Annotated in this window: 19 protein-coding genes; 15 read left to right on the forward strand and 4 right to left on the reverse strand. The window is 64.3% G+C overall.

The window, feature by feature from the left end:
* The first annotated feature begins 14 nt into the window (after window positions 1–14).
* From PKD06_RS00550 to PKD06_RS00570, 5 genes are all read left to right on the forward strand, one after another.
* Complete coding sequence (locus PKD06_RS00550) at window positions 15–1,226, forward strand: ABC transporter substrate-binding protein (protein WP_324376677.1); 1,212 nt, start codon at window positions 15–17, stop codon at window positions 1,224–1,226.
* A 239-nt stretch (window positions 1,227–1,465) separates the two neighbouring features.
* A complete protein-coding gene (locus PKD06_RS00555; protein ID WP_324376679.1) occupies window positions 1,466–2,329 on the forward strand; it encodes a branched-chain amino acid ABC transporter permease in 864 nt (287 codons plus the stop codon).
* A 1-nt stretch (window position 2,330) separates the two neighbouring features.
* Window positions 2,331–3,296 (forward strand): branched-chain amino acid ABC transporter permease, encoded by a 966-nt coding sequence (locus PKD06_RS00560; protein WP_324376681.1) that lies wholly within the window; start codon window positions 2,331–2,333, stop codon window positions 3,294–3,296.
* Window positions 3,289–4,041: an ABC transporter ATP-binding protein gene (locus tag PKD06_RS00565; protein WP_324376683.1), complete on the forward strand. Its 753-nt coding sequence runs from the start codon at window positions 3,289–3,291 to the stop codon at window positions 4,039–4,041. Before PKD06_RS00560 ends, PKD06_RS00565 begins: the two co-directional genes overlap by 8 nt.
* A complete protein-coding gene (locus tag PKD06_RS00570; RefSeq protein ID WP_324376685.1) occupies window positions 4,038–4,748 on the forward strand; it encodes an ABC transporter ATP-binding protein in 711 nt (236 codons plus the stop codon). The genes PKD06_RS00565 and PKD06_RS00570 overlap by 4 nt, the downstream gene beginning before the upstream one ends.
* Window positions 4,749–4,933: 185 nt before the next feature.
* Here PKD06_RS00570 and PKD06_RS00575 read toward each other — a convergent pair whose 3' ends face one another.
* Window positions 4,934–5,782, reverse strand: a complete 849-nt coding sequence (locus tag PKD06_RS00575; protein WP_324376687.1) for an IclR family transcriptional regulator — start codon at window positions 5,780–5,782, stop codon at window positions 4,934–4,936.
* Between the two features lie 372 nt (window positions 5,783–6,154).
* Here PKD06_RS00575 and PKD06_RS00580 point away from each other — a divergent pair, with 372 nt between their 5' ends.
* The 10 genes from PKD06_RS00580 (at window position 6,155) to dld (ending at window position 16,979) form a co-directional block, all read left to right on the forward strand.
* Window positions 6,155–6,883: a GntR family transcriptional regulator gene (locus PKD06_RS00580; protein WP_324376689.1), complete on the forward strand. Its 729-nt coding sequence runs from the start codon at window positions 6,155–6,157 to the stop codon at window positions 6,881–6,883.
* Between the two features lie 160 nt (window positions 6,884–7,043).
* Entirely contained in the window at window positions 7,044–8,063 is a 1,020-nt protein-coding gene (locus PKD06_RS00585; RefSeq protein ID WP_324376691.1) for a TRAP transporter substrate-binding protein, read from the forward strand.
* Between the two features lie 5 nt (window positions 8,064–8,068).
* Entirely contained in the window at window positions 8,069–9,952 is a 1,884-nt protein-coding gene (locus tag PKD06_RS00590) for a TRAP transporter large permease subunit (protein WP_324376693.1), read from the forward strand.
* Window positions 9,953–10,028: 76 nt separating this feature from the next.
* Window positions 10,029–11,198, forward strand: coding sequence for an acetyl-CoA acetyltransferase (locus PKD06_RS00595; protein ID WP_324376695.1), 1,170 nt, complete (start codon window positions 10,029–10,031; stop codon window positions 11,196–11,198).
* Window positions 11,195–12,829 (forward strand): acyl-CoA synthetase, encoded by a 1,635-nt coding sequence (locus tag PKD06_RS00600; RefSeq protein ID WP_324376697.1) that lies wholly within the window; start codon window positions 11,195–11,197, stop codon window positions 12,827–12,829. The genes PKD06_RS00595 and PKD06_RS00600 overlap by 4 nt, the downstream gene beginning before the upstream one ends.
* Before the next feature lie 63 nt (window positions 12,830–12,892).
* The gene (locus PKD06_RS00605) at window positions 12,893–13,666 is read left to right on the forward strand and encodes an SDR family NAD(P)-dependent oxidoreductase (protein WP_324376838.1); all 774 of its coding nucleotides are present in this window, start codon (window positions 12,893–12,895) and stop codon (window positions 13,664–13,666) included.
* On the forward strand, window positions 13,663–14,202 hold the full coding sequence (locus PKD06_RS00610) for a gamma carbonic anhydrase family protein (RefSeq protein ID WP_324376699.1): 540 nt from the start codon (window positions 13,663–13,665) through the stop codon (window positions 14,200–14,202). The genes PKD06_RS00605 and PKD06_RS00610 overlap by 4 nt, the downstream gene beginning before the upstream one ends.
* A 1-nt stretch (window position 14,203) precedes the next feature.
* A complete protein-coding gene (locus PKD06_RS00615; RefSeq protein WP_324376701.1) occupies window positions 14,204–14,758 on the forward strand; it encodes a DUF296 domain-containing protein in 555 nt (184 codons plus the stop codon).
* Window positions 14,759–14,783: 25 nt separating this feature from the next.
* On the forward strand, window positions 14,784–15,140 hold the full coding sequence (locus PKD06_RS00620) for a PPC domain-containing DNA-binding protein (protein WP_324376840.1): 357 nt from the start codon (window positions 14,784–14,786) through the stop codon (window positions 15,138–15,140).
* Between the two features lie 87 nt (window positions 15,141–15,227).
* The gene (dld, locus tag PKD06_RS00625) at window positions 15,228–16,979 is read left to right on the forward strand and encodes a D-lactate dehydrogenase (RefSeq protein WP_324376704.1); all 1,752 of its coding nucleotides are present in this window, start codon (window positions 15,228–15,230) and stop codon (window positions 16,977–16,979) included.
* Between the two features lie 151 nt (window positions 16,980–17,130).
* Here dld and PKD06_RS00630 read toward each other — a convergent pair whose 3' ends face one another.
* From PKD06_RS00630 to hydA, 3 genes are all read right to left on the reverse strand, one after another.
* Window positions 17,131–17,793, reverse strand: coding sequence for an aspartate/glutamate racemase family protein (locus tag PKD06_RS00630; RefSeq protein ID WP_324376706.1), 663 nt, complete (start codon window positions 17,791–17,793; stop codon window positions 17,131–17,133).
* A gap of 20 nt (window positions 17,794–17,813) precedes the next feature.
* The gene (locus PKD06_RS00635; RefSeq protein ID WP_324376707.1) at window positions 17,814–19,118 is read right to left on the reverse strand and encodes a Zn-dependent hydrolase; all 1,305 of its coding nucleotides are present in this window, start codon (window positions 19,116–19,118) and stop codon (window positions 17,814–17,816) included.
* A gap of 153 nt (window positions 19,119–19,271) precedes the next feature.
* Complete coding sequence (gene hydA, locus PKD06_RS00640; RefSeq protein WP_324376710.1) at window positions 19,272–20,687, reverse strand: dihydropyrimidinase; 1,416 nt, start codon at window positions 20,685–20,687, stop codon at window positions 19,272–19,274.
* Window positions 20,688–20,711: the final 24 nt, after the last annotated feature.

Genomic DNA, 20,711 nt, shown 5'->3' on the forward strand with positions numbered 1-20,711 from the left:
GAGAGGGTTCAGCCATGACGATCGAACGCAGGACAATCCTCAAGAGCCTCGCGGCTGCGCCGGTCCTTCTCGCCGCTCCGCCCTATCTGCGGCAGGTCTCGGCGCAGGGCGGAACGCTCGACATCGCGGCGGTCTATTCGCTGTCCGGCACCTTCGCCAATGTCGGCACGCTGCTGAACAACGGCAGCAAATGGGCGGTCGAGAAATACGATACCCTCCTCGGCCGGAAGCTGAACTACGTCCTCCTCGACGACCGCGGCGATCCGGGCGAAGCCGTCCGCAAGGTCCAGGAGGTGATGACCCAGCGGGGCATCCGGCACATCGTGGGCTGCACCACCTCGGCCATCGGCCTCGCGGTCCAGAAGGAGGTGCATGCGAGGGGCGGCATCTACGTGCAGGAAGCGGGCGCCGACGAATCCACCGGCAAGGACTGCAACAGGTCCAATTTCCGCTGGCCCGTCGCCAGCTACAGCGCCGTCAACGCCACCATGCGCCCGCTGATCGAGAAATTCCCCGACGCCAAGAAGTGGTACACGATCACCGGGCAATACGTATTCGGCGACAGCCTTCTCACCAACGTCAAGGACGTGCTGAAGGAGAAGGGCCTCCAGCATGTCGGCAACAGCTACCACTCGCTCTCGGACCGGGAATATTCCGGCTATATCGCGACCGCCCTCGCCGCCCAGCCCGACGTGCTCGCGATCTGCAATTTCGGCAACCAGACGCTCGATGTCATCCGGCAGGCGATCAGCTACGGCATGAAGCGCAACACCAAGATCCTGGCCATCTGGTCCACCGGACTCGACCAGTTCCAGGCGCTCGGCCCCGAGAATTGCGACGGCGTCTATTTCGGCTGCAACTTCTGGCACGGCGTCGACACGCCGGGCGGACGGGTCGTGGCGGAGGTCGTCAAGGCGAAGACGGGCGACGTGCCGACCTATCTCCATGCCTGCGGCTATGCCGTGTCGCAGGTCCTGCTGGAGGGTATCAAGAAGGCGGGCACGGACGACGTGCCGGCCGTGATCAAGGCGCTCGAAGGCATGACCTACGAAGGGCCGACCGGCACCGAGCGCGTCCGCCCCGAGGATCATCAGGTGATCAAGGACTATTACCTGATGCTCGGCAAGGCGAAGGGCGCCATGAAGGACAAGAACGACTTCGCCGATGTCGTCGCCGCCACCAAGGCCTTCCTGCCGCCGGAGAAGACCGGCTGCAAGATGAGCTGACGGCGGTGAGGGGCGAGCACAAACATTGCCGCCTCGCGACTCTTCCCCCGCGAAGCGGCGGGGAGGGCGAGCCGGAGCGAAGCGGAGGACCAGGGTGGGGGGGCGGCTCCGCCTGCCGCCCGGCCGGGTGCCCGCGTCGAGGCCCCCCACCCCGGCTCGCTTCTTCGGAGCGACTCGGCTCTCCCCGCCGCTCCGCGGGGGAAGGGCCGGTACGGCCCCAGGCTTAGAGTCCTCACGCCATGTCGATGCAGCTTCTCCTGTTCCAGGTCCTGAACGGCCTCGGTATCGGGATGATCTATTTCCTGCTCTCGGTCGGCCTCACGCTGATCTTCGGGCTGATGCGCTTCGTGAACTTCGCCCACGGAGCCTTCTATCTGGTCGCGGCCTATATCGCCTATGCGCTGACCCTGTGGTCCGGCAGCCTCTGGCTGTCGCTCCTGGTCGCGCCGCTGGCCGTTGCCGCGCTCGCAATGCTCGTCGAGCGCGTTCTCCTGCGCCACACCTACCGGATGCCGCACGAGGCGCAGATCCTCATCACCTTCGCGATCGCGCTTCTCATGCAGGAACTCGTCATCGTCGTCTTCGGGCCCCTCGGCCAGAACGTGCCGGTGCCCGGCGCGCTCTCGGGCATCGTCTTCCTCGGGCCCTACGTCTATCCCGCCTATCGCCTCTTCGTGGTCGCGATCGCCGCGCTCGTCGCCGTCGCGCTCTGGCTCGTCGTCGAGAAGACGAAGCTCGGCTCGGTGCTGAGGGCGGGATCGGAAAGCGCCGAGATGGTCGGCCTTCTCGGCATCAATGTCGACCGCGTCTTCATGGCGACCTTTGCTCTCGGAGGGGCCCTGGCCGGCCTCGCCGGCGTGCTCTTCGCCCCGATCCGCGGCGTCGAGCCCTTCATGAGCGCGGAGGCGCTCGGCATCGCCTTCGTCGTGATCGTGGTGGGCGGGCTCGGCACCTTGTCCGGCGCCCTCGTCGGCGGGCTCCTGATCGGGCTCGTCCAGTCGATCATGAGCACCCTCTGGCCGGAAGGTGCGCAGCTCATGATCTACGCCGCCATGGCGCTCGTCATCCTGGCCCGCCCGGCCGGGCTCCTGGGGCGGTTCTGACATGGCGGCGATCTCCTCCAAAGCCTGGCGCTTCCCCGACTCGACGACCGCGATCGTCGTCCTCGTCATGGCCGCGCTGCCCGTCCTCGTGCCGACGACGCTGGCCAGCCAGGTCGCGATCTTCGCGATCGCCACCCTCTCGGTGACGCTGCTGCTCGGCTCGGTGGGCCTCCTCTCCTTCGGCCAGGGCCTCTATCTCGGGGTGGGCGCCTATCTCGCCGGCATCCTCCTGCGCGATGTCGGGCTCGGCCTCCTGCCGACCCTCATCCTCGCAACCCTCGCCGGCACGCTCCTCGCCGGACTCCTCGGCACGCTGATCGTGCGCCGGCAGGGCGTCTATTTCGTCATGCTGACGCTCGCCTTCGCCCAGATGGGCTATTTCGCGATGCTGTCGATGAAGAACGTCACGGGCGGCGAGAACGGCCTGACGGGCCTGCCCCGGAATCTGAGCCTCGCGGGCCTGCCCGTCACCTCGCCGATCTCGTTCTACCTGCTGGCGGCCGGGGCCTTCCTCCTCGCCTTCCTCGCGGTGCAGCGGATCAACGCCTCGCCCTTCGGCAGCGTCCTGACCGCCATTCGCGAGAACGAGGGCCGTTCGGAAGCGATGGGCTACGACGTCAGGGGCTACAAGGTCGCGGCGGTCGCGGTGGCGGGCGGGATCGCGGGCCTTGCGGGCGCGCTGCATGCGGCCTTCCTCGGCTTCGTGCCGCCCAACGACATCGAGCTGGAGATCAGCCAGCGCATCCTGGTCATGGCGATCATCGGCGGCGTCGGCTCGCCGGCCGGCGCCCTCGTCGGCTCGATCTTCTACACGCTCGCCTCCGAAGCCCTGTCGGAGCTCTGGGCGCGCTGGATGGCGCTGATCTCCCTGATCCTGATCGCGATCGTGCTCTATCTGCCGGGCGGCCTCTGGAGCATTGGGCGGCGGCTCGCGGGAGTTTTCGGCGGGAGGCCGGCCGATGCCTGAACCCATCCTGAGGGTCGAGGAGATCGGCGTCCGCTTCGGCGACTTCCAGGCGCTGACCGCGATGTCGATCACGGTCGAGCCGAACACGATCCATGCCCTGATCGGCCCGAACGGGGCCGGCAAGACGACGTTCTTCAACGCCGTCTCGGGCGTCCGGCCTCCCAATTCCGGCCGCATCACCTTCGGCGGCCATGTCGTGACGAGGGCCTCGGCCCATCGCCGCGTGCATTACGGCATGGCCCGCTCCTTCCAGGTCACGAACATCTATCCGAACCTGACGGTGGCCGAGAACCTGCGCCTCGCGGTGCAGGCGCGCCATCGCCGGGAGGGCTGGGTCTTCTGGCGCTCCCCCGCCTCCCGCGCCGACATCGCCGCGGAGGTCGAGGAGATCCTCGGCCAGGTCGGGATTCTCGACCGGGCGGGCACGCGCTCGGGCGACCTGTCCCATGGCGCCCAGCGCTCGCTCGAGATCGGCATGGCGCTCGGCGGCAAGCCGAAGATGATCTGCCTCGACGAGCCGCTGGCGGGGATGGGGATCGACGACATCCACCGCACCAAGGAGCTGATCCTCGCCCTGAAGGACCGGATGGCGGTGCTCCTCATCGAGCACAACATGTCGGTCGTGCTCTCGATCTCGGATTTCGTCACCGTCATGGCGCAGGGCAGGAAGATCGCAGAGGACACGCCGGAGCGCATCCGCAACGATTCGGCCGTGCGCCAAGCCTATCTCGGGAGCCAGGCATGAGCGCGCTCCTGCTCGAGGCGAAGGGCCTCAATGGCTGGTACGGCAAGAGCCATATCCTCCAGGGCGTCGACATCACGATCCGCGACGGCGAGCTGGTCGCGCTTCTCGGCCGCAACGGCGCCGGCAAGACGACGACCATGCGGGCGCTGACGGGCCTCCTGCCGCGGATCGAAGGCAGCCTCGTCTTCGACGGACGGGACATCCTCGGCCGCCCGACCCATGAAATCGCGCGGAGCGGCCTCTCGCTCGTGCCCGAGCATCGCGGCATCTTCGGCTCGCTCACGGTCGAGGAGAACCTGAACCTCGCCGCTCGAAGCGGCGCGCGTTGGAGCGTCGCGAACGTCTTCGAGATGTTTCCGGCCCTGGCCGGCCGGCGGAAGACACCGGGCGGAAAACTCTCGGGCGGCGAGCAGCAGATGCTCTCGATCGGCCGCGCCCTCGTGACGGGACCGAAAGTCCTTCTCCTCGACGAACCCACCGAAGGCCTCGCTCCCGTCATCGTCGACCGGCTCGTGGAACTGATGGGCGAACTCAAGGCCCTCGGCTTGTCGATGCTCCTGGTCGAGCAGAGCCTGGACGTCTGCATGGCGGTCGCCGACCGGCTGCTCATCATCGACGGCGGCACGATCGTCTGGGAGGGAGACGGAGAGGCCCTGGCGGCCGCCGCCGACATTCGCGACCGCCACCTCACGCTCGAAAATGCGTGAAGGCTCCATCGGTCTCGAACCGAGAGAAGCCTCACTCCCTACGAGTTCATCTGGAGGAACTCCTTCACGACCTCTCGATCGAGAGGGAGCCGGAAGACGGGGCCATCTCAGTCTATGCCTCCATCGACGAGTGCACGCCGATCTTGGAGGGATCAGCGATGCGATGGGTCCGCAGCCTTGCAAAATCATCGAATGCCGCGATTCGATCGCCCGCTCGTCAACTGGACCAAGCGTCCCTCGAGTTCGGCCACCTCCCGCTTGAGAAGCGGCAGCAGCTCGCACTGGCGTTTGTCGTCGAGCCGACTCTGGATTGCCGCGAGGGACAGAGCGCCGACCGGACGGCCGTCCTTGTTCCGAACCGCCATGCCGATGCCCCACGAATCGGACAGCAGCATGCCGGGGTTGATGGCATAGCCCGACGCCCGGGTTTCTTGGACCAGCCGCCACAACACCGACGCCGAATGGTTGGGATATCGAGCGGCAAGGACCGCGGCATTGGCGGCGAGGATCTCGTCGATCTCCTCGTCCGGGAGCGCCGCGAGGAGCGCTAGACTTGCCGCGCCGACGCCGAGCGGATGACGGTCGCCAGCCTGAAGGGCATGAACGCGGATGGGATAGGTGCCTTCCTCGCGATGCAGGCAGATCGAATAGAGGTCGCGCGCGACGGACAGGAAGGCAGTGTCGCCGGTCTCCTGACTGAGACGAACCAGCGAGCGCAGTGCCAGCGTATGGATGCCGAACCGTTCGCTGGCCAGCGAGCCCAGCACATAAAGCTCCGGCCCCAGATGATAGCGCCGCGTTTCCTCCGACTGATCGAGCAGGCCGGCGCGAACCAGCGCGACGAGCATGCGCCGCACGGTGGGTTTCGCGAGGTCTGTCTCAGCCACGAGGTCGGAAAGCCGCGCGCCGAGCGACCCCGCTCGCCCCACGAGAAGCAAAAGGGTGGCGGCGCGGTCGATGCTCTGCGCGCCGGCTGCCGCGTCGGCGGTCGTCTGCAAGGCCTTGCGGGCCGAAGCTGTTCGATAGTGTTCCATAGTTTGGACCCTCGTTCTCCGAATGAAGCGGAGTCGCCTGGGAAAATCCATTTTAGTTGACAATAGCTCTATGGTTTCTCACGAACCCGCGAATGTCCGAGGGAGAGCGGATCATGGTAGGTACGTAGGTCTATAATATGGACCTGCGCGTCAAGCCAAAAAATCTCTCTAGCCGCCACCCGGAGGGAGGAGTCCCATGAGGCTGCCGCGTCGTTTGCCCAATCACGCCCAAGGAGCGAGCCGCAGCGGGAGCGACAGCGCTTGGCGCCACCTGTTGGCGATGGCCGCCGGCTCGCGGGGCGCGCCGTGAGCGCCCGCGATATACCGCCCTCCGCCCGCCGCTCCGGCACTGACCGGTCGGGAGGGGCCGTCGTGCACGAGGCCGGCTCCCCGGGACTGATGGATGGGCACGGCTGTGAGCATGTTGATTTCAAGCCTGTGTCGCGCGGCCTGCTGTCGGATGACGTCGTCAGTGAAATCCGCCGCCTTTTGGTGGCGGAGCGGCTGCGGCCCGGTGACAAATTGCCGTCGGAACGCGACCTCGCGCAGGCCTTGAAGGTCAGCCGCAGCGTTGTTCGGGATGCGGTGCAAAGGCTGACTGCCCTCGGTGTTCTTGAGCTGCGCCGCGGCACAGGCACTTTCATCAGCAATTCGGTCGGCCGTCGGAGCGATCAAGCTGCGATCATCTCGCAGGCGCTCTCCAATGAGCTGCCCGACCTTCTGGAGGCCCTCGCTCACATCGAATGCGGACTTGCCGGCTTGGCGGCAGAGCGCGCCGGCGCATCCGACCGCGACGCGATCGAAAAAGCGATGCGAGGCGCCGCGCTCGACGAATGCCAGGTCTGGTCGCTTGTCGATCAGGCCGCACGCAGCTCGGTCCTCGCGGACCTGCGGGCCGGGCTCGGCGCTCAGGTCCTGTCTTTTGCAAGCGGAAGGGGTGGGCAATTCCATCCGAATGAACTCATGAGCGAACTGCATGCGATCCTGTCGGCTGTCCTCGGCGGGCGCCCCATGGCTGCTCGCGAGGCCGCCGATCACCGTGCTGCGATAAGGAAGTCTCGCTTCATTGATCGTGCCGGCAAGACGGAAGACAAAAAATAGCGGCTTGCCAAGCCAAGCTTGTCGTGTATACCCAAATAAAACCTGCCGCCAAAGAGATAACAACTTATACGAATATAAGGTCATATGGTGGTATGATGGCCAGTGGTCGGACATCATACCACTGAGGCGGCGGTCAATATGTTTGATCGGGAGGAACGATATGCTTGTATCACGACGCCATTTTCTTCAGGCGGGTTCGACTGCTGCAGCGGTTGGGCTTGTCGGGGCCCCTTATGTCGCGCGCGCCCAGCAGGCGCAGTTCACCTACAAGTATGCGAATAATCTGCCCGAGACGCATCCGATGAACATCCGCGCCAAGGAGGCGGCGGCGGCCATCAAGACCGAAACCGGCGGCCGTTTCGATCTGCAGATCTTTCCGAGCAGCCAGCTCGGCTCCGACACCGACACCCTGAGCCAGCTTCGCTCCGGCGGTGTCGAGTTCTTCACATTGTCGGGGCTTATTCTTGCGACGCTCGTGCCGGCCGCTTCGATCAACGGGATCGGCTTCGCCTTTCCCGACTATGCCACCGTCTGGAAGGCCATGGACGGCGATCTCGGCGCCTATGTGCGAAAGCAGATCGCGAAAGCGAACCTTTATGCGATGGATGCGATCTGGGACAACGGCTTTCGCCAGACGACGACCTCCACCAAGCCGATCAACGGCCCGGACGATTTCCGCGGATTCAAGATCCGCGTTCCTCCGTCTCCCCTCCTGACCTCGATGTTTAAGGCCCTCGGGGCCGGGCCGACATCGATCAATTTCAACGAGGTCTATTCATCGCTGCAGACCAAGGTCGTCGAGGGGCAGGAGAATCCGATCGCTCTCGTCGAGGTGGCAAAGCTCTACGAGGTGCAGAAATACTGCTCGCTGACGAACCATATGTGGGATGGGTTCTGGTTCCTCGCCAATCGCCGCGCCTGGGAGCGCCTGCCGGAAGATGTGCGGACCATCGTCGCGAAAAATATCAATGCCGCCGGCCTGAAGGAGCGTGAGGATACCGAGAAGCTCAACGCAACCGTGCAGAAGGAACTGACGGCGAAAGGGCTGGTCTTCAACACGCCGGATCCGGCGCCATTCCGCGATAAGCTGCGTCAAACCGATTTCTACACCCAGTGGAAAGGGAAATACGGCGACGAGGCTTGGAGCCATCTCGAGAAATATGCCGGCAAGCTGGCGTAACGCAGATGGAATTGCACGTTTCCCATTCGTTGGACGAGACCGACGCGCATGCGGTCCCGTCCGGCTCGCCCGCCGCGACGGTCGAGCGAGGGTTCGCGGCGGTCGTTGAAGCCGTGGTCGCGGCGCTCGTCGTCGCCGAAATCGTCGTGCTCTTTGCCGGCATCGTGGCGCGGTTCGTCTTCGACGCGCCCCTTATCTGGTCGGACGAGCTCGCGTCGATCATCTTCCTCTGGCTCGCGATGCTCGGGGCCGTGGTGGCGTTTCAGCGCGGCGACCATATGCGCATGACGGTGGTGGTCGGTCTGTTGCCGCCGCCGGCGCGGGTGTTTCTCGATCTCGTCGCGACGGTCGCCGCGTTCGTCTTCCTCGCGGCGATCGCCTGGCCGGCCCTCGAATACGCGCACGAGGAAATGGTCGTCACGACGCCGGCGCTCGAAATCCCCAATGTCTGGCGGGCGGCCGCCCTGCCCGTCGGCATCGCGCTCATGCTGCTCTTCGCGCTCTTGCGGCTCGCGCGAACCGGCTCGGCGAAGATGGTGGCTGGCGCAGTGGCGTCCGTCGTGGCCATCGTGGCCCTGTTCTGGCTGGGCGAGCCGATGTTCCGCACGCTCGGCAATCTCAACCTGGTGATCTTCTTCGTCGGCGTCGTCGCGGCGACGGTCTTTGCCGGCGTGCCGATCGCGTTCTCCTTCGGCCTCGCGGTGCTCGGCTATCTGACCTTGACCACGAATACGCCGCTGCTGGTGCTCGTCGGCCGGATCGATGAGGGCATGTCGCATCTCATCCTGCTGGCGGTGCCGCTCTTCGTCTTCCTCGGCCTGCTCATCGAAATGACCGGGATGGCGATGGCCATGGTCGCCTTCCTCGCCAATCTTCTGGGCCATGTTCGCGGCGGCATGCATTATGTGCTGGTCGCGGGCATGTATCTCGTGTCCGGCATTTCAGGCTCGAAAGCCGCCGACATGGCCGCGCTCGCGCCGGTGCTCTTCCCCGAGATGAAGAAGCGAGGCGCCAAGCCGGGCGATCTCGTGGCCCTGCTCTCCGCGACCGGAGCGCAGACCGAGACGATTCCGCCGAGCCTCGTGCTGATCACGATCGGCTCGGTCACGGGCGTGTCCATCGCGGCGCTCTTCACCGGCGGCCTGCTGCCCGCGGTCGTCCTGGCGGTGTTTCTCTGCTTCGTTGTCTGGTATCGCTACCGGAACGAAGACCTGAGCCACGTCAAGCGGGCCACCGCCGGGGAGATATGGAAATCCTTCTTCGTCGCCTTGCCCGCCATCGCCCTGCCGTTCCTGATCCGCGCCGCGGTCATCGAAGGCGTCGCGACGGCGACCGAGGTCTCCACGATCGGAATCGCCTATGCTACGATCGCCGGCCTCCTCATCTATCGCCGCTTCGAATGGCGCAAGCTCATGCCGATGCTGGTCTCGACGGCGTGTCTCTCCGGCGCGATCCTGCTGATCATCGGCACCGCGACCGGCATGGCCTGGGGCCTCACGCAGTCGGGCTTCTCGCGGTCGCTCGCCGCCGCGATGACGGGCCTGCCGGGCGGCGCCGCGGGCTTCATGGCGGTTTCCATCGTCGCCTTCGTGATCCTGGGGTCCGTTCTGGAGGGCATTCCCGCGATCGTGCTGTTCGGCCCGCTCCTGTTTCCGATCGCGCGCGCGGTCGGGATCCACGAGGTCCATTATGCGATGGTCGTCGTGCTCGCCATGGGCGTCGGCCTTTTCGCCCCGCCGTTCGGCGTCGGCTATTACGCGGCCTGCGCCATCGGCCGTGTCGATCCTGTCGAGGGAATGCGCCCGATCGTGGGCTACATGATCGCCTTGATCATCGGGACCATCATCGTCGCGCTCGTGCCCTGGATTTCGATCGGCTTTCTGAACTGAGGAGAAGAAGCGGGCGACGTCCTCGCCCGTGAAAAGACCAATGCCGGCACCGGCCGGATCAATCGAGGAGTTTACGATGTCGCATGCTTGCATCGTCGGATGGGCGCATTCGCCCTTCGGCAAACTTGAGGACCCGGATGTCGAGAGCCTGATGGCGCGCGTCTCCGGGGAGGCCCTGGCCCATGCCGGCGTGGGCGCCGAGGATGTCGACGGCCTCTATGTCGGAGTGATGAACAACGGCTTCTCGAAACAGGGGTTCGAATCCGCACAGGTGGCGCTCAATCAGCCCGGCCTCGTGCATGTTCCCGGGACCCGCGTCGAAAACGCCTGCGCGACTGGCTCGGCCGCCCTTTACACTGCGCTCGACTTCATCGAGAGCGGCCGCGGCCGCATCGCGCTCGTCGTCGGCGCGGAGAAGATGACCGCGAAATCCGTTCCCGAAACGAGCGACATTCTTCTCAGCGCCTCCTACCGCAAGGAGGAGGGGCATATCGATGGCGGCTTCGCCGGCGTCTTCGGCCGCATCGCGCAGAATTACTTCCAGCGCTACGGCGACCGCAGCGAGGAACTGGCGCGGATCGCCGCCAAGAACCACAAGAACGGCGTCGAAAACCCCTATGCCCAGATGCGCCGGGATTTCGGCTTCGATTTCTGCAACACCGTTTCCGAAAAGAATCCCTATGTCGCCGCGCCCCTGCGCCGGACGGATTGCTCGCTGATCTCCGACGGTGCGGCGGCCCTCGTCGTCGCCGACGAGGAAACGGCGCAGGCCATGCAGCGCGCGATCGCCTTCCGCACGCGCCAGCATGCGAACGACTTCCTGCCGCTCTCGCGCCGCGATCCCACGGCCTTTGCCGGCGGACGGCTGGCCTGGGACAAGGCCCGCGCCGCCTCCGGCCTCACGCTCGACGACCTCGATCTCGTCGAGACGCACGATTGCTTCACGATCGCCGAACTGATCGAATACGAAGCCATGGGGCTGGCGAAGCCCGGCGAGGGCTACAAGGTCGTCCGCGAGGGCATCACGCAGAAGGGCGGCAAGCTGCCCGTCAATCCCTCCGGCGGCCTCAAGTCGAAAGGACATCCGATCGGCGCGACCGGGACGTCGATGCATGTCATGGCCTGCCTGCAGTTGATGAACGAGGCCGGCGGCATGCAGATCGACGGCGCGAAGCTCGCCGGGGTCTTCAACATGGGCGGCGCCGCTGTTACCAACTACGTCTCCATTCTCGAGCGCCGCAAATGAGCACGCGTCCTGAACCCAAAGGTGGTGTCGCCCCCGTCACGAAGCGGGTGATGAACCTGTCGAATTTCCTGCGCCAGTCGGCCCGCCGATACGCCGATGAAATCGGCTTCGTCTGGGGCGACAGGACATGGTCCTGGTCCGAGTTCGACCGCCGCGTGGATGCGATGGCGGCCGCGCTGGCCGACAAGGGCGTGACCAAAGGCGACCGCGTGCTGGTGCAGTCGAAGAACTGCAACCAGCTTTTCGAATCGATGTTCGCCTGTTTCCGGCTGGGCGCCGTGTGGGTGCCGACGAATTTCCGGCAATCGCCCGGAGAGGTCGCCTATCTCGCCGCGGCGAGCGGCTCGACGGTCATGATCTGTCAAAGCGACTTCCCCGATCACGTGACGGAGGCGCGCAAGGAAGCACCCGGGATCGAGACCGTGATCGCGATCGGCGCGGCCGATTTCGGCGAGGATTACGACGCGCTCGTGCAGCGCTACGACGGGACGGCCGCGCCCGTGGCCGATGTCGAGCACGACGATCCCTGCTGGTTCTTCTTCACCTCGGGGACGACGGGACGGCCGAAGGCCGCGGTCCTGACGCATGGCCAGATGGCTTTCGTCGTGACGAACCATCTCTGCGACCTGATGCCGGGCACAACCCACCGCGACGCCTCGCTGGTCGTCGCGCCGTTGTCGCATGGCGCCGGCATCCACCAGCTCGCGCAGGTCGCGGCCGGCGCGAAGAGCGTGCTTCTGAGCAGCGACCGCTTCGATATCGACGAAGCCTGGAGCCTCATCGAGCATTGGCGGGTGAGCAATATGTTCACCGTGCCGACCATCGTGAAGATGTTGACGGAACATCCCTCCGTCGACCAGCGCGATCATTCCTCGCTGCGCTACGTCATCTATGCCGGCGCGCCGATGTACCGCGAGGATCAGAAACACGCGCTGAGGAAGCTCGGCAAGGTGCTCGTGCAATATTTCGGGCTTGGCGAGGTGACCGGAAACATCACGGTGCTTCCGCCCGCGCTCCATGATGCCGAGGACGGCCCGCACGTGAAGGTCGGCACCTGCGGCTACGCACGCACCGGCATGCAGGTCTCGATCCAAGACGATGACGGCAACGAAGTCGCCGCGGGGGTGTCGGGCGAGATCTGCGTTTGCGGGCTGGCGGTCTTCGCGGGCTATTACAACAATCCCGAGGCCAATGCGAAATCATTCCGGAATGGATGGTTCCGCACAGGCGACCTCGGCCATATCGATGAGCAGGGCTTCCTGTACATCACGGGCCGCGCGTCGGACATGTATATCTCGGGCGGCTCGAACGTCTATCCCCGCGAGACGGAAGAGAAGGTCCTGACGCATCCGGCGGTCGCGGAAGTCGCGATCCTCGGCGTGCCGGACCGGACCTGGGGCGAGGTCGGCGTGGCGGTTTGCGTCTTGCGGGAAGGAGCCGCACTCGAGGAGCGCGAATTGCTCGCATGGCTGGAAAGCAAGGTGGCGCGCTACAAGCTGCCGAAGCGCGTCTTCTTCTGGGACGAGCTGCCGAAGTCCGGCTACGGCAAGATCACGAAAAAGAACGTCCGGGGCGAGCTCGAGGCGCGCGGCTGCCTGCCGCTCGAAAAGCCGGCGCAGGCCTCAAGCTGAAAAGGGCTCGGCGCCGGCGCAGGCAAGCGCCGGCGCGTCCATACCAAAAAACACGAGGGAATGATGACGCAGGCACAGACCATCCTTGTCACGGGCGGAGCTTCGGGTATCGGCTTCGCCATCGTCGAAGCCATTCTCGCCGAGGGATGGCGCGTGATCGTTTCCGATTTCGACGAGAAGAATCTCGAACGCTCCCGGGATGCTCTGAAGGGCTTCGGCGACAGGGCCCGGTTCGAGCAGCTCAACGTCGCCGACGAGGCCGCGGTTGTCGCCTGCATCGCGCGCTGCAACACGGAGTTCGGACCGCTCACGGGCGTCGTCAACTCCGCGGGGATCGGGCGTGATCTGCCTGCCTTCGAGACGACGACGGATATCTTCCGGCGGTTTCTGGAGGTCAATCTGATCGGCACGTTCGTCGTCGCCCGCGAGGCGGCCAAGGCCATGGCGGCGAATGGCGGCGGCTCGATCGTCAATATTTCCTCGGTCTCGGGCGTGCGCGGCAACGGGGGCCGTGCGGCCTACGGCGCCTCGAAGGGCGGCGTCATTCTCCTGACGAAAGTGCTCGCGGTCGAGTGGGCGCCCGAAGGCATCCGTGTGAACGGCATCGCGCCCGGCCCGATCGAGACGCCTCTGGTGCGCGACATGCACACGCAAGCGGCGCGCGAGGAGTGGACGCGCACGGTGCCGCAAAAGCGCTATGGCACGCCCGACGAGATCGCAGGAACCGCCGTCTTCCTGCTCGATTCGAAGAAATCGAGCTTCGTCACCGGGCAGACCATCGCCGTGGACGGCGGCTTCACGATTGCCGGCATGATTCCGGCGGGGGATCGCGCATGACGAACTGCTATTCGCTCGACGGCATCACGCCGACGGGCCCGGCGGACGGGCAGTTTTGGGTGGCGCCGACCGCCGTGCTCATCGGCAATGTCCGCCTTGGCCATGAATCGAGTGTGTGGTTCGGCGTCGTCATCCGGGCCGACGATGATATCGTCACGATCGGCGACCGCTCCAACGTTCAGGACAACTCCGTCCTGCACGTCGATCCCGGTTTTCCGCTCACCATCGGCGAGGATTGCACGATCGGCCACAAGGTCATGCTGCATGGCTGCTCGATCGGAGCCAATACGCTGGTCGGCATGAACTCGGTCGTCCTCAACGGTGCGAAAATCGGCCGGAACTGCCTCATTGGCGCGAATTGCCTCATCACCGAGAACAAGGTCATTCCCGACAATTCGCTCGTGATGGGCGCGCCGGGCAAGGTCGTCCGCCAGATCGACGAGGCGGGCGTGCGCAATCTGGGAGAAGGCGCAGCGCTCTATGTCCGGCGGTGGCGCCGCTTTGTGAAATCGATGGCGCCATCCAAGGAGATGTAAGGTGAAAGGCGAAACATCCGCCCATCATTCCCGGCCGCGCACGTTGATCCATCCCGGACGGGTCAATCCCGTCCGCATCAACAGCCTCAGCGCGAAGCACGGGCGTCATGTCCGCCTGGCCTTGCAGCCAGGCCGCAGCATGTTCGACAGCATCGTCCAGCCTCTGGCGGAAATGGGCATTACCAATGCGTCCATGACCGTTCTCGGCGGCTTTTGCGAGACGTTCCGATATTGCGTGGCGCCGCGCGATCCGTCGGGCAAGGCCGTGATCGCCTACGGCCCGCCGATCGATGCGGGACGCTCCTACCTGATCTTTGGCAACGCGACGCTCGGCACCAGCATGAAGGGCAAGCCGCTTGTCCATTGTCACGCCGCGATACGGCGCGAGGACGGTCAGGTGAAGGGTGGCCACGTGCTCACGGAAGCCTGCATCGTCGGCCCGTCGCCGATTCCGGTCCTGGTCCTTTCGCTCGACGAATTCGACTTGCGGCAGACGGTGGACCCGGAAACGAACGTGCCTCTCTTGCAACCAGTGGGGGATAATGCCCGTGAATGAGATGATCGTTGCCGAAAGCGGCGCGATGGGGCGCGTTGCTTATGCGCGCATCGCACCCAATGAAGATTTGGTTCAGGGCGTCGAGAAGCTATGTCTGGCCGAAGGATTTCGGAATGCTTTCGTTCGCGGCGCCCTCGGCAGTCTCACCGACGCATGCCTCGGCACGCTGAGCGGAGAATATCTCTCCATCAAGGGGCCGGCGGTCGAGATCGTGAGCCTTGCCGGCGAGGTGCGTTCCCGTGAGGACGGATCGCTCTCCGCCGCGCTGACCGGCGTGGTGGCCGACCCGGAGGGGAACGTCTATGGCGGGCCGTTCATCGCGGGGGCAAATCCCGTCTGCGTGACCTTCGAGGTGACGCTCGAGGAATGGTTGCCGGCTTAAACTTGGCCAGGCCATGGCCCGCTCTCGCGCCGGATCGTGCGCTTCCAAATGGCCGGGACGGGATACGCTTTCTCAAGGCGATCGAGCATGCATTCTTGCGAAGCCGTCGGCTCAACATCTGAGCATTGGCAGGTTCGGGCCGCTGATCTGCTCGGTCAATTGCAGTCGATCACCGGCACACGCTATGTGTTGACCAAGCCGGATAGGACGAGATTCTACAGAAAGGGCTATCGGTTCGGCGAGGGCAATGTCCTCGCCGTGGTGCGTCCGGGAACGCTGGTCGAATATTGGCGCGTGCTGAAGGCCAGTATTGACGCCGGCATGATCGTCATCATCCAAGCGGCCAATACGGGTCTTACCGGCGGTTCGACGCCTGACGGCAATGATTATGATCGCGGCATCGTGCTCATCAACACGATGCGTATGAAGAGGCTTCAGGTCATTTCCGGCGGGCAGCAAGTCGTTTGCTTTCCCGGCGCGACCCTGGACCAGCTCGAAAGGGCATTGAAACCTTTCGGCCGAGAGCCGCATTCGGTCATCGGATCGTCCTGTCTGGGCGCGTCGGTCTTCGGAGGGATCTGCAACAATTCCGGCGGCGCTTTGGTCCATCGCGGCCCCGCTTTTACCCAGCTGGCCCTCTACGCGCGCGTCGACGAGGATGGGCGGCTCGACCTCGTCAATCATCTCGGCCTCCGCCTGGAAGGTGCGCCTGAAGACGCGCTCGGCAGTCTCGACCGTTGGGACATCGGCGATGCGGATATCGAGACGACCGGCGAGCGCTGGGCGTCCGATCGTGGTTATGCGGCGCATGTCCGCGATATCGACGCCGATACGCCGTCACGATTCAATGCCGACCCGCGGCGTCTTTTTGAAGCGTCGGGCTGCGCGGGGCGTCTGGCCTTGTTTGCGGTTCGGCTCGATACCTTTGCGAAGAATGAGCGCTCGAAGGTCTTCTACATTGGGACGAACAGGACCGAGGAACTCACTGAGCTTCGGCGCAGACTTCTTCGGGAGCTTTCTGTCTTGCCAGTCGCAGGAGAATACCTGCATCGAACTGCGTTCAACGTAGCAGAGCGCTATGGGAAGGACACATTCCTTCTGATTCGGCATCTCGGAACCGCACGGCTTCCGTTTTTCTTCGAGATGAAGACGCGGTTTGATGCAATCGTCGATAACTGGCGATTTTTTCCAAAATATCTCAGCGATCGTCTTCTTCAGGCACTGTCGTCCTTAATCCCGACACCTGTTCCTGAGCGCATGCGTGCTTATCGGGATCAGTTTGAGCATCACCTCCTCCTTAAGGTTGCCGACGATGGAATCGAGGAGACGCGGGCCCTCCTCAGCGAGTTCTTCGCCTCTGCATCGGGTTCCTATTTCGAATGTACCGATGACGAGGGCGAGAAAGCCTTCCTTCATCGTTTCGCTGCGGCCAGCGCGGCTGTGCGCTATCGCGCAGTCCACCATCGCGAGGTCTCGGATATTTGCGCTCTCGACATCGCGCTGCGTCGGAACGACCGTGACTGGTTCGAGACGCTGCCGCAAGACCTCGAAAAGCAGGCTATCCATAAACTCTATTACGGTCATTTTCTTTGCTATGTATTCCATCAAGATTATATTGTGAAACATAGAAACGACCCTTTGGAGTTCGAGCACCGTATGTGGTCTTTGTTGGATGAGCGTGGCGCGGAATATCCTGCGGAGCATAACGTCGGTCACCTCTATAAGGCTAAGGTTGCATTGAGGCAGTTCTATCAGACGCTCGACCCGAGAAATGTGCTCAATCCTGGCATCGGTCAGACGTCGAAATGCCTGTGCTGGCGCGAAACCTTGCGCCGGTAGATACACTCGCACAAGAGCGGGTCTGTTTTCCGCGCGATCACGGCGGTCCGAGCCGACCACCCGGGCGCCGTCTGTTTTCTCGGAAGATCGGCAAAAGGGGGCGTCGGTGAGGATTGGTTCGCCTATAGAGGTCTCATCGTAATAGTTACTTTTATCCCGAACCGAGCAACACTCTCGCCATCGCCATGCCGACGGCGGCTTGAGTCGGCTCAATCACCGGAAGACCTACGGCGTCTTCGAGTCGTCGTCTGAACCGGGCCATTCCCGCACAGCCCATGACAATCGTGTCGGCATGATAATCGTCCCGAAGCCGCCTGCCGACCTGGACCAGGCGGAGAAGAGTGTTCCGATCATCGGCAAGCTCGGCAATCGTCAAACCGACGGCCAACTCGCCGGCCAGCCGACCCGATACCCCCATCGCGCCGAAGGCCCTGAGGTGCCGGGGAATCGAATTCGGCAGAATCGCGATGACGCCGAAGCGTTGACCCATGGTCAGCGCCGTCAGGACGCCGCACTCCGCAATGCCGAGCACGGGCCGGGCGCTTTGCTCGCGCAGGGCGTGAAGGCCGGGATCGGAAAAGCAGGCTATGACGAATGCCGCCGCCTCGTCCTCCAGGGTGGAAGCGAGACGCAGAAGCGGCGCCACGACACCGTCCGCGTCGCGCTGGGATTGGATGCCCGGTGGACCGTCTTCCAGCGTCAGCGCCTCGATGGCCGGACCGCCGTCGATGCGCAGCCTCTCGACGGCCTCGTCGATGCCGGCCGTCACGGCCTTGTTCGAGTTGGGATTTACGACATAGATCGAGCGGCTCATCGCCAGTCTTCCGCTGCTGCTCAGTTGAGGCAGTTGGCGAGCCACCACGTGATCAACGCGGTGCCTTCCATGAAATCGTCGAGTTCCATCGCCTCGGCCGGGTTATGGCTGCCGTTCCGGTTGCGGACGAAGATCATTCCGACCGGCACGCCCGCCGCCGCAAAAGCTGCGGCGTCATGAGAGGCGGGGCTATGAAGCGTCCTTGCCGGAATGGCGAGGGCGGCGGCTCCCCGATTGAAATCGTCGATGATGTCCGCATCCATGGGTCCGACGGGAGCGGAGGCGCGCTGCCCGAGGGAAAACCGGACGTTCCGGCCCCGCTCGATCCGCGCGATGGCACCGAGCATCTCGTCTTCGAGGCGCCCGAGGATCTCCGCATCGTAGGCCCGGACGTCCAGGCTGAACTCGAATTCTCCCGGCACGGTCGTCAGTCCGTGCGCAGCCGCGTCGGTATGGAAACGCCCGAAGGTCACCGCCATCGGAATGCCCCGATCCTCGTGCGCCGCCCAGAGACGATCGAGGAACATCGCAAGATCGCTGGCAGCCATCGCCGCATCCTGCCGGTACCGGCGCGGCGTTCCCACATGGCCGTACCGTCCATGGACCCTGGCGTTGGGATACCTGAAATTCCCGGGGATGCCGGTGCCGATCGCGATCGGCTGGCCTCTCTCGACGAGGGTCGGAGCCTGCTCGATGTGAAGCTCGACGAAGGCTCTCAGCTGCATGCGATCGAGCGCGGCCTCGCCCTTTCGAAGACGCTCCGGGTCGCCGCCGCAATCGGCGATATGATCCGACAGGCGACGGCCGGTATCGATGCGCGGGGAGTCGAGCGCCTCCGGCGGCAAGACGCCCAGGGCGGACCGGCTCCCGATATAGGATACTTGAAACCAGACGCTCTCCTCTGCCCGGACGCCCATGACGGTGATGTCGCACGGCGGCGTCACACCCAGTTTCTTCAGCGCGGCGAGGCTCGTCAGTCCGGCGACGACGCCTGCAGCCCCGTCGAAATTGCCGCCATTCGGAACGCTGTCGAGATGCGAGCCGATGATGACTCTCCGGGCCGAGCGATCGCGCCCGGGCAAGGTCATGTAGGTATTCGCGGCGGCATCGGTGGCGATCTCCAGCCCGGCCTGCCGGGCATGCTCGGCAACCACACGATGGCCGTGGCTTTCACCCGGACCGTATGTGTCCCGAAAGATCCCTTCCTTCCCTTCGAGCTTTACAACGACCTGCTCGAAAAGACTTGCAGCGACAGCTCTGCTGTCCGCGACGCTCGCACGAATCTGGTCGCTGGAGATGGCCACTTGGATCTCGCTATCTGACATGACTGTTGGGCGTACAATGCCCAACGCACAGGCAAAGCGACAATGAAATAGGCGCCAGGAATATAAGGCGGCGTTATATAACGCCGCCGAGCACGGCTTATGTAAAAGAAGTTGCCGGCAGCCGGAGAGTCTTCGCCGGGAACTTGGATCCGCTCACAAGCTGTGCGCCCGAGCGGCTCGCGTGGGGCGTACGTAACGGCCGGTTCCAGGCTCGGCAGCCAGGCTGCCGCCCTGAATGATGATCTCGCCGCGCCGAATGATCGTCTCCGGCCAGCCTCGGACCCCATGCCCGTCATACGGCGTATAGTCGGTGCGGTCGTGAAGAATGGACTTGGTGATCGTGACGCTTCGGTCCGGGTCCCACACGACCAGATCCGCATCCGCCCCGATTGCGACGGTGCCTTTGCGGGGATGGAGCCCATAGAGCTTCGCCGGCGCCGTCGAAGTCAGCTCGACGAAGCGCCGCACGTCGAAACGCCCCTTTGAAACCATGGCGTCGAACAGAAGCGGAAGCCGAACTTCAATCCCCGGCATTCCATTGCCGATCTGCTTGAATGTCGAGTGCGGTCCGCTCCGCAGCTTCCCCGTTTCGTCGAAGCGGTAGGGTGCGTGATCGGAAGTCACGAGTTGAAGGTCTCTCAGCCTCAACGCATGCCACAGCGCGTCCTGGTCCGCGGCCTCGCGCAGCGGCGGCGAGCACATCCACTTCGCACCCTCCAGTCCCGGCTTGTCGAGTTCCTCCCGCGTGAGGAGCAGGTATTGCGGACAGGTTTCCGCGCTCACCGAGACCCCTCGCGCGCGGGCATCTCTGATGACGGCAGCGCCTTCGGCCGTGGAAACATGGAAGATCACGATGGGCTGATCCACCATTTCGCCGAGCCGGATCACCCGCCCGATCGCCTCGACCTCGGCCAGCCGGGGATGGCTGTCGGCATGGTAGCGCGGATGCACTTTCCCGGCCGCCAGGAGATGCCGGGTTGCCCATGTAATCATTCCATAGTTTTCCGCGTGGAAAGACACATTGGCGCCGAACCGCCGCGCAATGGATAATGTCTCCAATATACTTGCGTCATCGACATTGAGGAGGTCGTAAGTCATAAACAATTTTATCGAGTTATGCCCCTCCGTGAGCAGCTTCGGCAAATGATCTTGCAGCGTCTCCGGCGTAGGGTCGGCGATGATGAGGTGGAACGTATAGTCGATGACGGCGCCCTTCCGGGCGAGCCGCGAATAATCGTCGACCACCTTCTCGAGATTCATCCCTTTGTGCTGAGCGGCAAACGCAATCACGGTCGTCGTCCCGCCGAAAGCGGCGGCCGTGGTGCCGCTCTCCCAGTCGTCCGCGCCGAGCAGCCCGTTCGAGGAAATCTGCTCGATATGTGCGTGCGAATCGACACCTCCGGGAAGCACGAGCTTTCCTTTCGCGTCGATCTCCAGTCTGCCGGTGCCGAGGCTTTTTCCGATCGCTGCGACCTGCCCGCCGACCACGCCGACATCCGCCTCGAAGACATCGGCATCCGTCGCGACGGTGCCGCCGCGGACGATCAGGTCGAAATCTTGTCTTGCCATAGCTGCCTCCGCCAATAGCCGCTC

Origin of the sequence: Enterovirga sp. (assembly GCF_035325185.1) — a bacterium.
Classification (GTDB): domain Bacteria; phylum Pseudomonadota; class Alphaproteobacteria; order Rhizobiales; family Beijerinckiaceae; genus Enterovirga.

What these genes read in the sequence shown, in the direction of transcription:
- PKD06_RS00600 (WP_324376697.1), top strand. Translation starts at nt 11,195, where the DNA reads ATGAGCACGCGTCCTGAACCCAAAGGTGGTGTCGCCCCCGTCACGAAG.
- PKD06_RS00610 (WP_324376699.1), top strand. Translation starts at nt 13,663, where the DNA reads ATGACGAACTGCTATTCGCTCGACGGCATCACGCCGACGGGCCCGGCG.
- PKD06_RS00570 (WP_324376685.1), top strand. Translation starts at nt 4,038, where the DNA reads ATGAGCGCGCTCCTGCTCGAGGCGAAGGGCCTCAATGGCTGGTACGGC.
- PKD06_RS00555 (WP_324376679.1), top strand. Translation starts at nt 1,466, where the DNA reads ATGTCGATGCAGCTTCTCCTGTTCCAGGTCCTGAACGGCCTCGGTATC.
- PKD06_RS00585 (WP_324376691.1), top strand. Translation starts at nt 7,044, where the DNA reads ATGCTTGTATCACGACGCCATTTTCTTCAGGCGGGTTCGACTGCTGCA.
- PKD06_RS00635 (WP_324376707.1), bottom strand. Translation starts at nt 19,118, where the DNA reads ATGTCAGATAGCGAGATCCAAGTGGCCATCTCCAGCGACCAGATTCGT.
- PKD06_RS00575 (WP_324376687.1), bottom strand. Translation starts at nt 5,782, where the DNA reads ATGGAACACTATCGAACAGCTTCGGCCCGCAAGGCCTTGCAGACGACC.
- PKD06_RS00550 (WP_324376677.1), top strand. Translation starts at nt 15, where the DNA reads ATGACGATCGAACGCAGGACAATCCTCAAGAGCCTCGCGGCTGCGCCG.
- PKD06_RS00630 (WP_324376706.1), bottom strand. Translation starts at nt 17,793, where the DNA reads ATGAGCCGCTCGATCTATGTCGTAAATCCCAACTCGAACAAGGCCGTG.
- PKD06_RS00565 (WP_324376683.1), top strand. Translation starts at nt 3,289, where the DNA reads ATGCCTGAACCCATCCTGAGGGTCGAGGAGATCGGCGTCCGCTTCGGC.
- PKD06_RS00605 (WP_324376838.1), top strand. Translation starts at nt 12,893, where the DNA reads ATGACGCAGGCACAGACCATCCTTGTCACGGGCGGAGCTTCGGGTATC.
- dld (WP_324376704.1), top strand. Translation starts at nt 15,228, where the DNA reads ATGCATTCTTGCGAAGCCGTCGGCTCAACATCTGAGCATTGGCAGGTT.
- PKD06_RS00590 (WP_324376693.1), top strand. Translation starts at nt 8,069, where the DNA reads ATGGAATTGCACGTTTCCCATTCGTTGGACGAGACCGACGCGCATGCG.
- PKD06_RS00620 (WP_324376840.1), top strand. Translation starts at nt 14,784, where the DNA reads ATGGGGCGCGTTGCTTATGCGCGCATCGCACCCAATGAAGATTTGGTT.
- hydA (WP_324376710.1), bottom strand. Translation starts at nt 20,687, where the DNA reads ATGGCAAGACAAGATTTCGACCTGATCGTCCGCGGCGGCACCGTCGCG.
- PKD06_RS00560 (WP_324376681.1), top strand. Translation starts at nt 2,331, where the DNA reads ATGGCGGCGATCTCCTCCAAAGCCTGGCGCTTCCCCGACTCGACGACC.
- PKD06_RS00595 (WP_324376695.1), top strand. Translation starts at nt 10,029, where the DNA reads ATGTCGCATGCTTGCATCGTCGGATGGGCGCATTCGCCCTTCGGCAAA.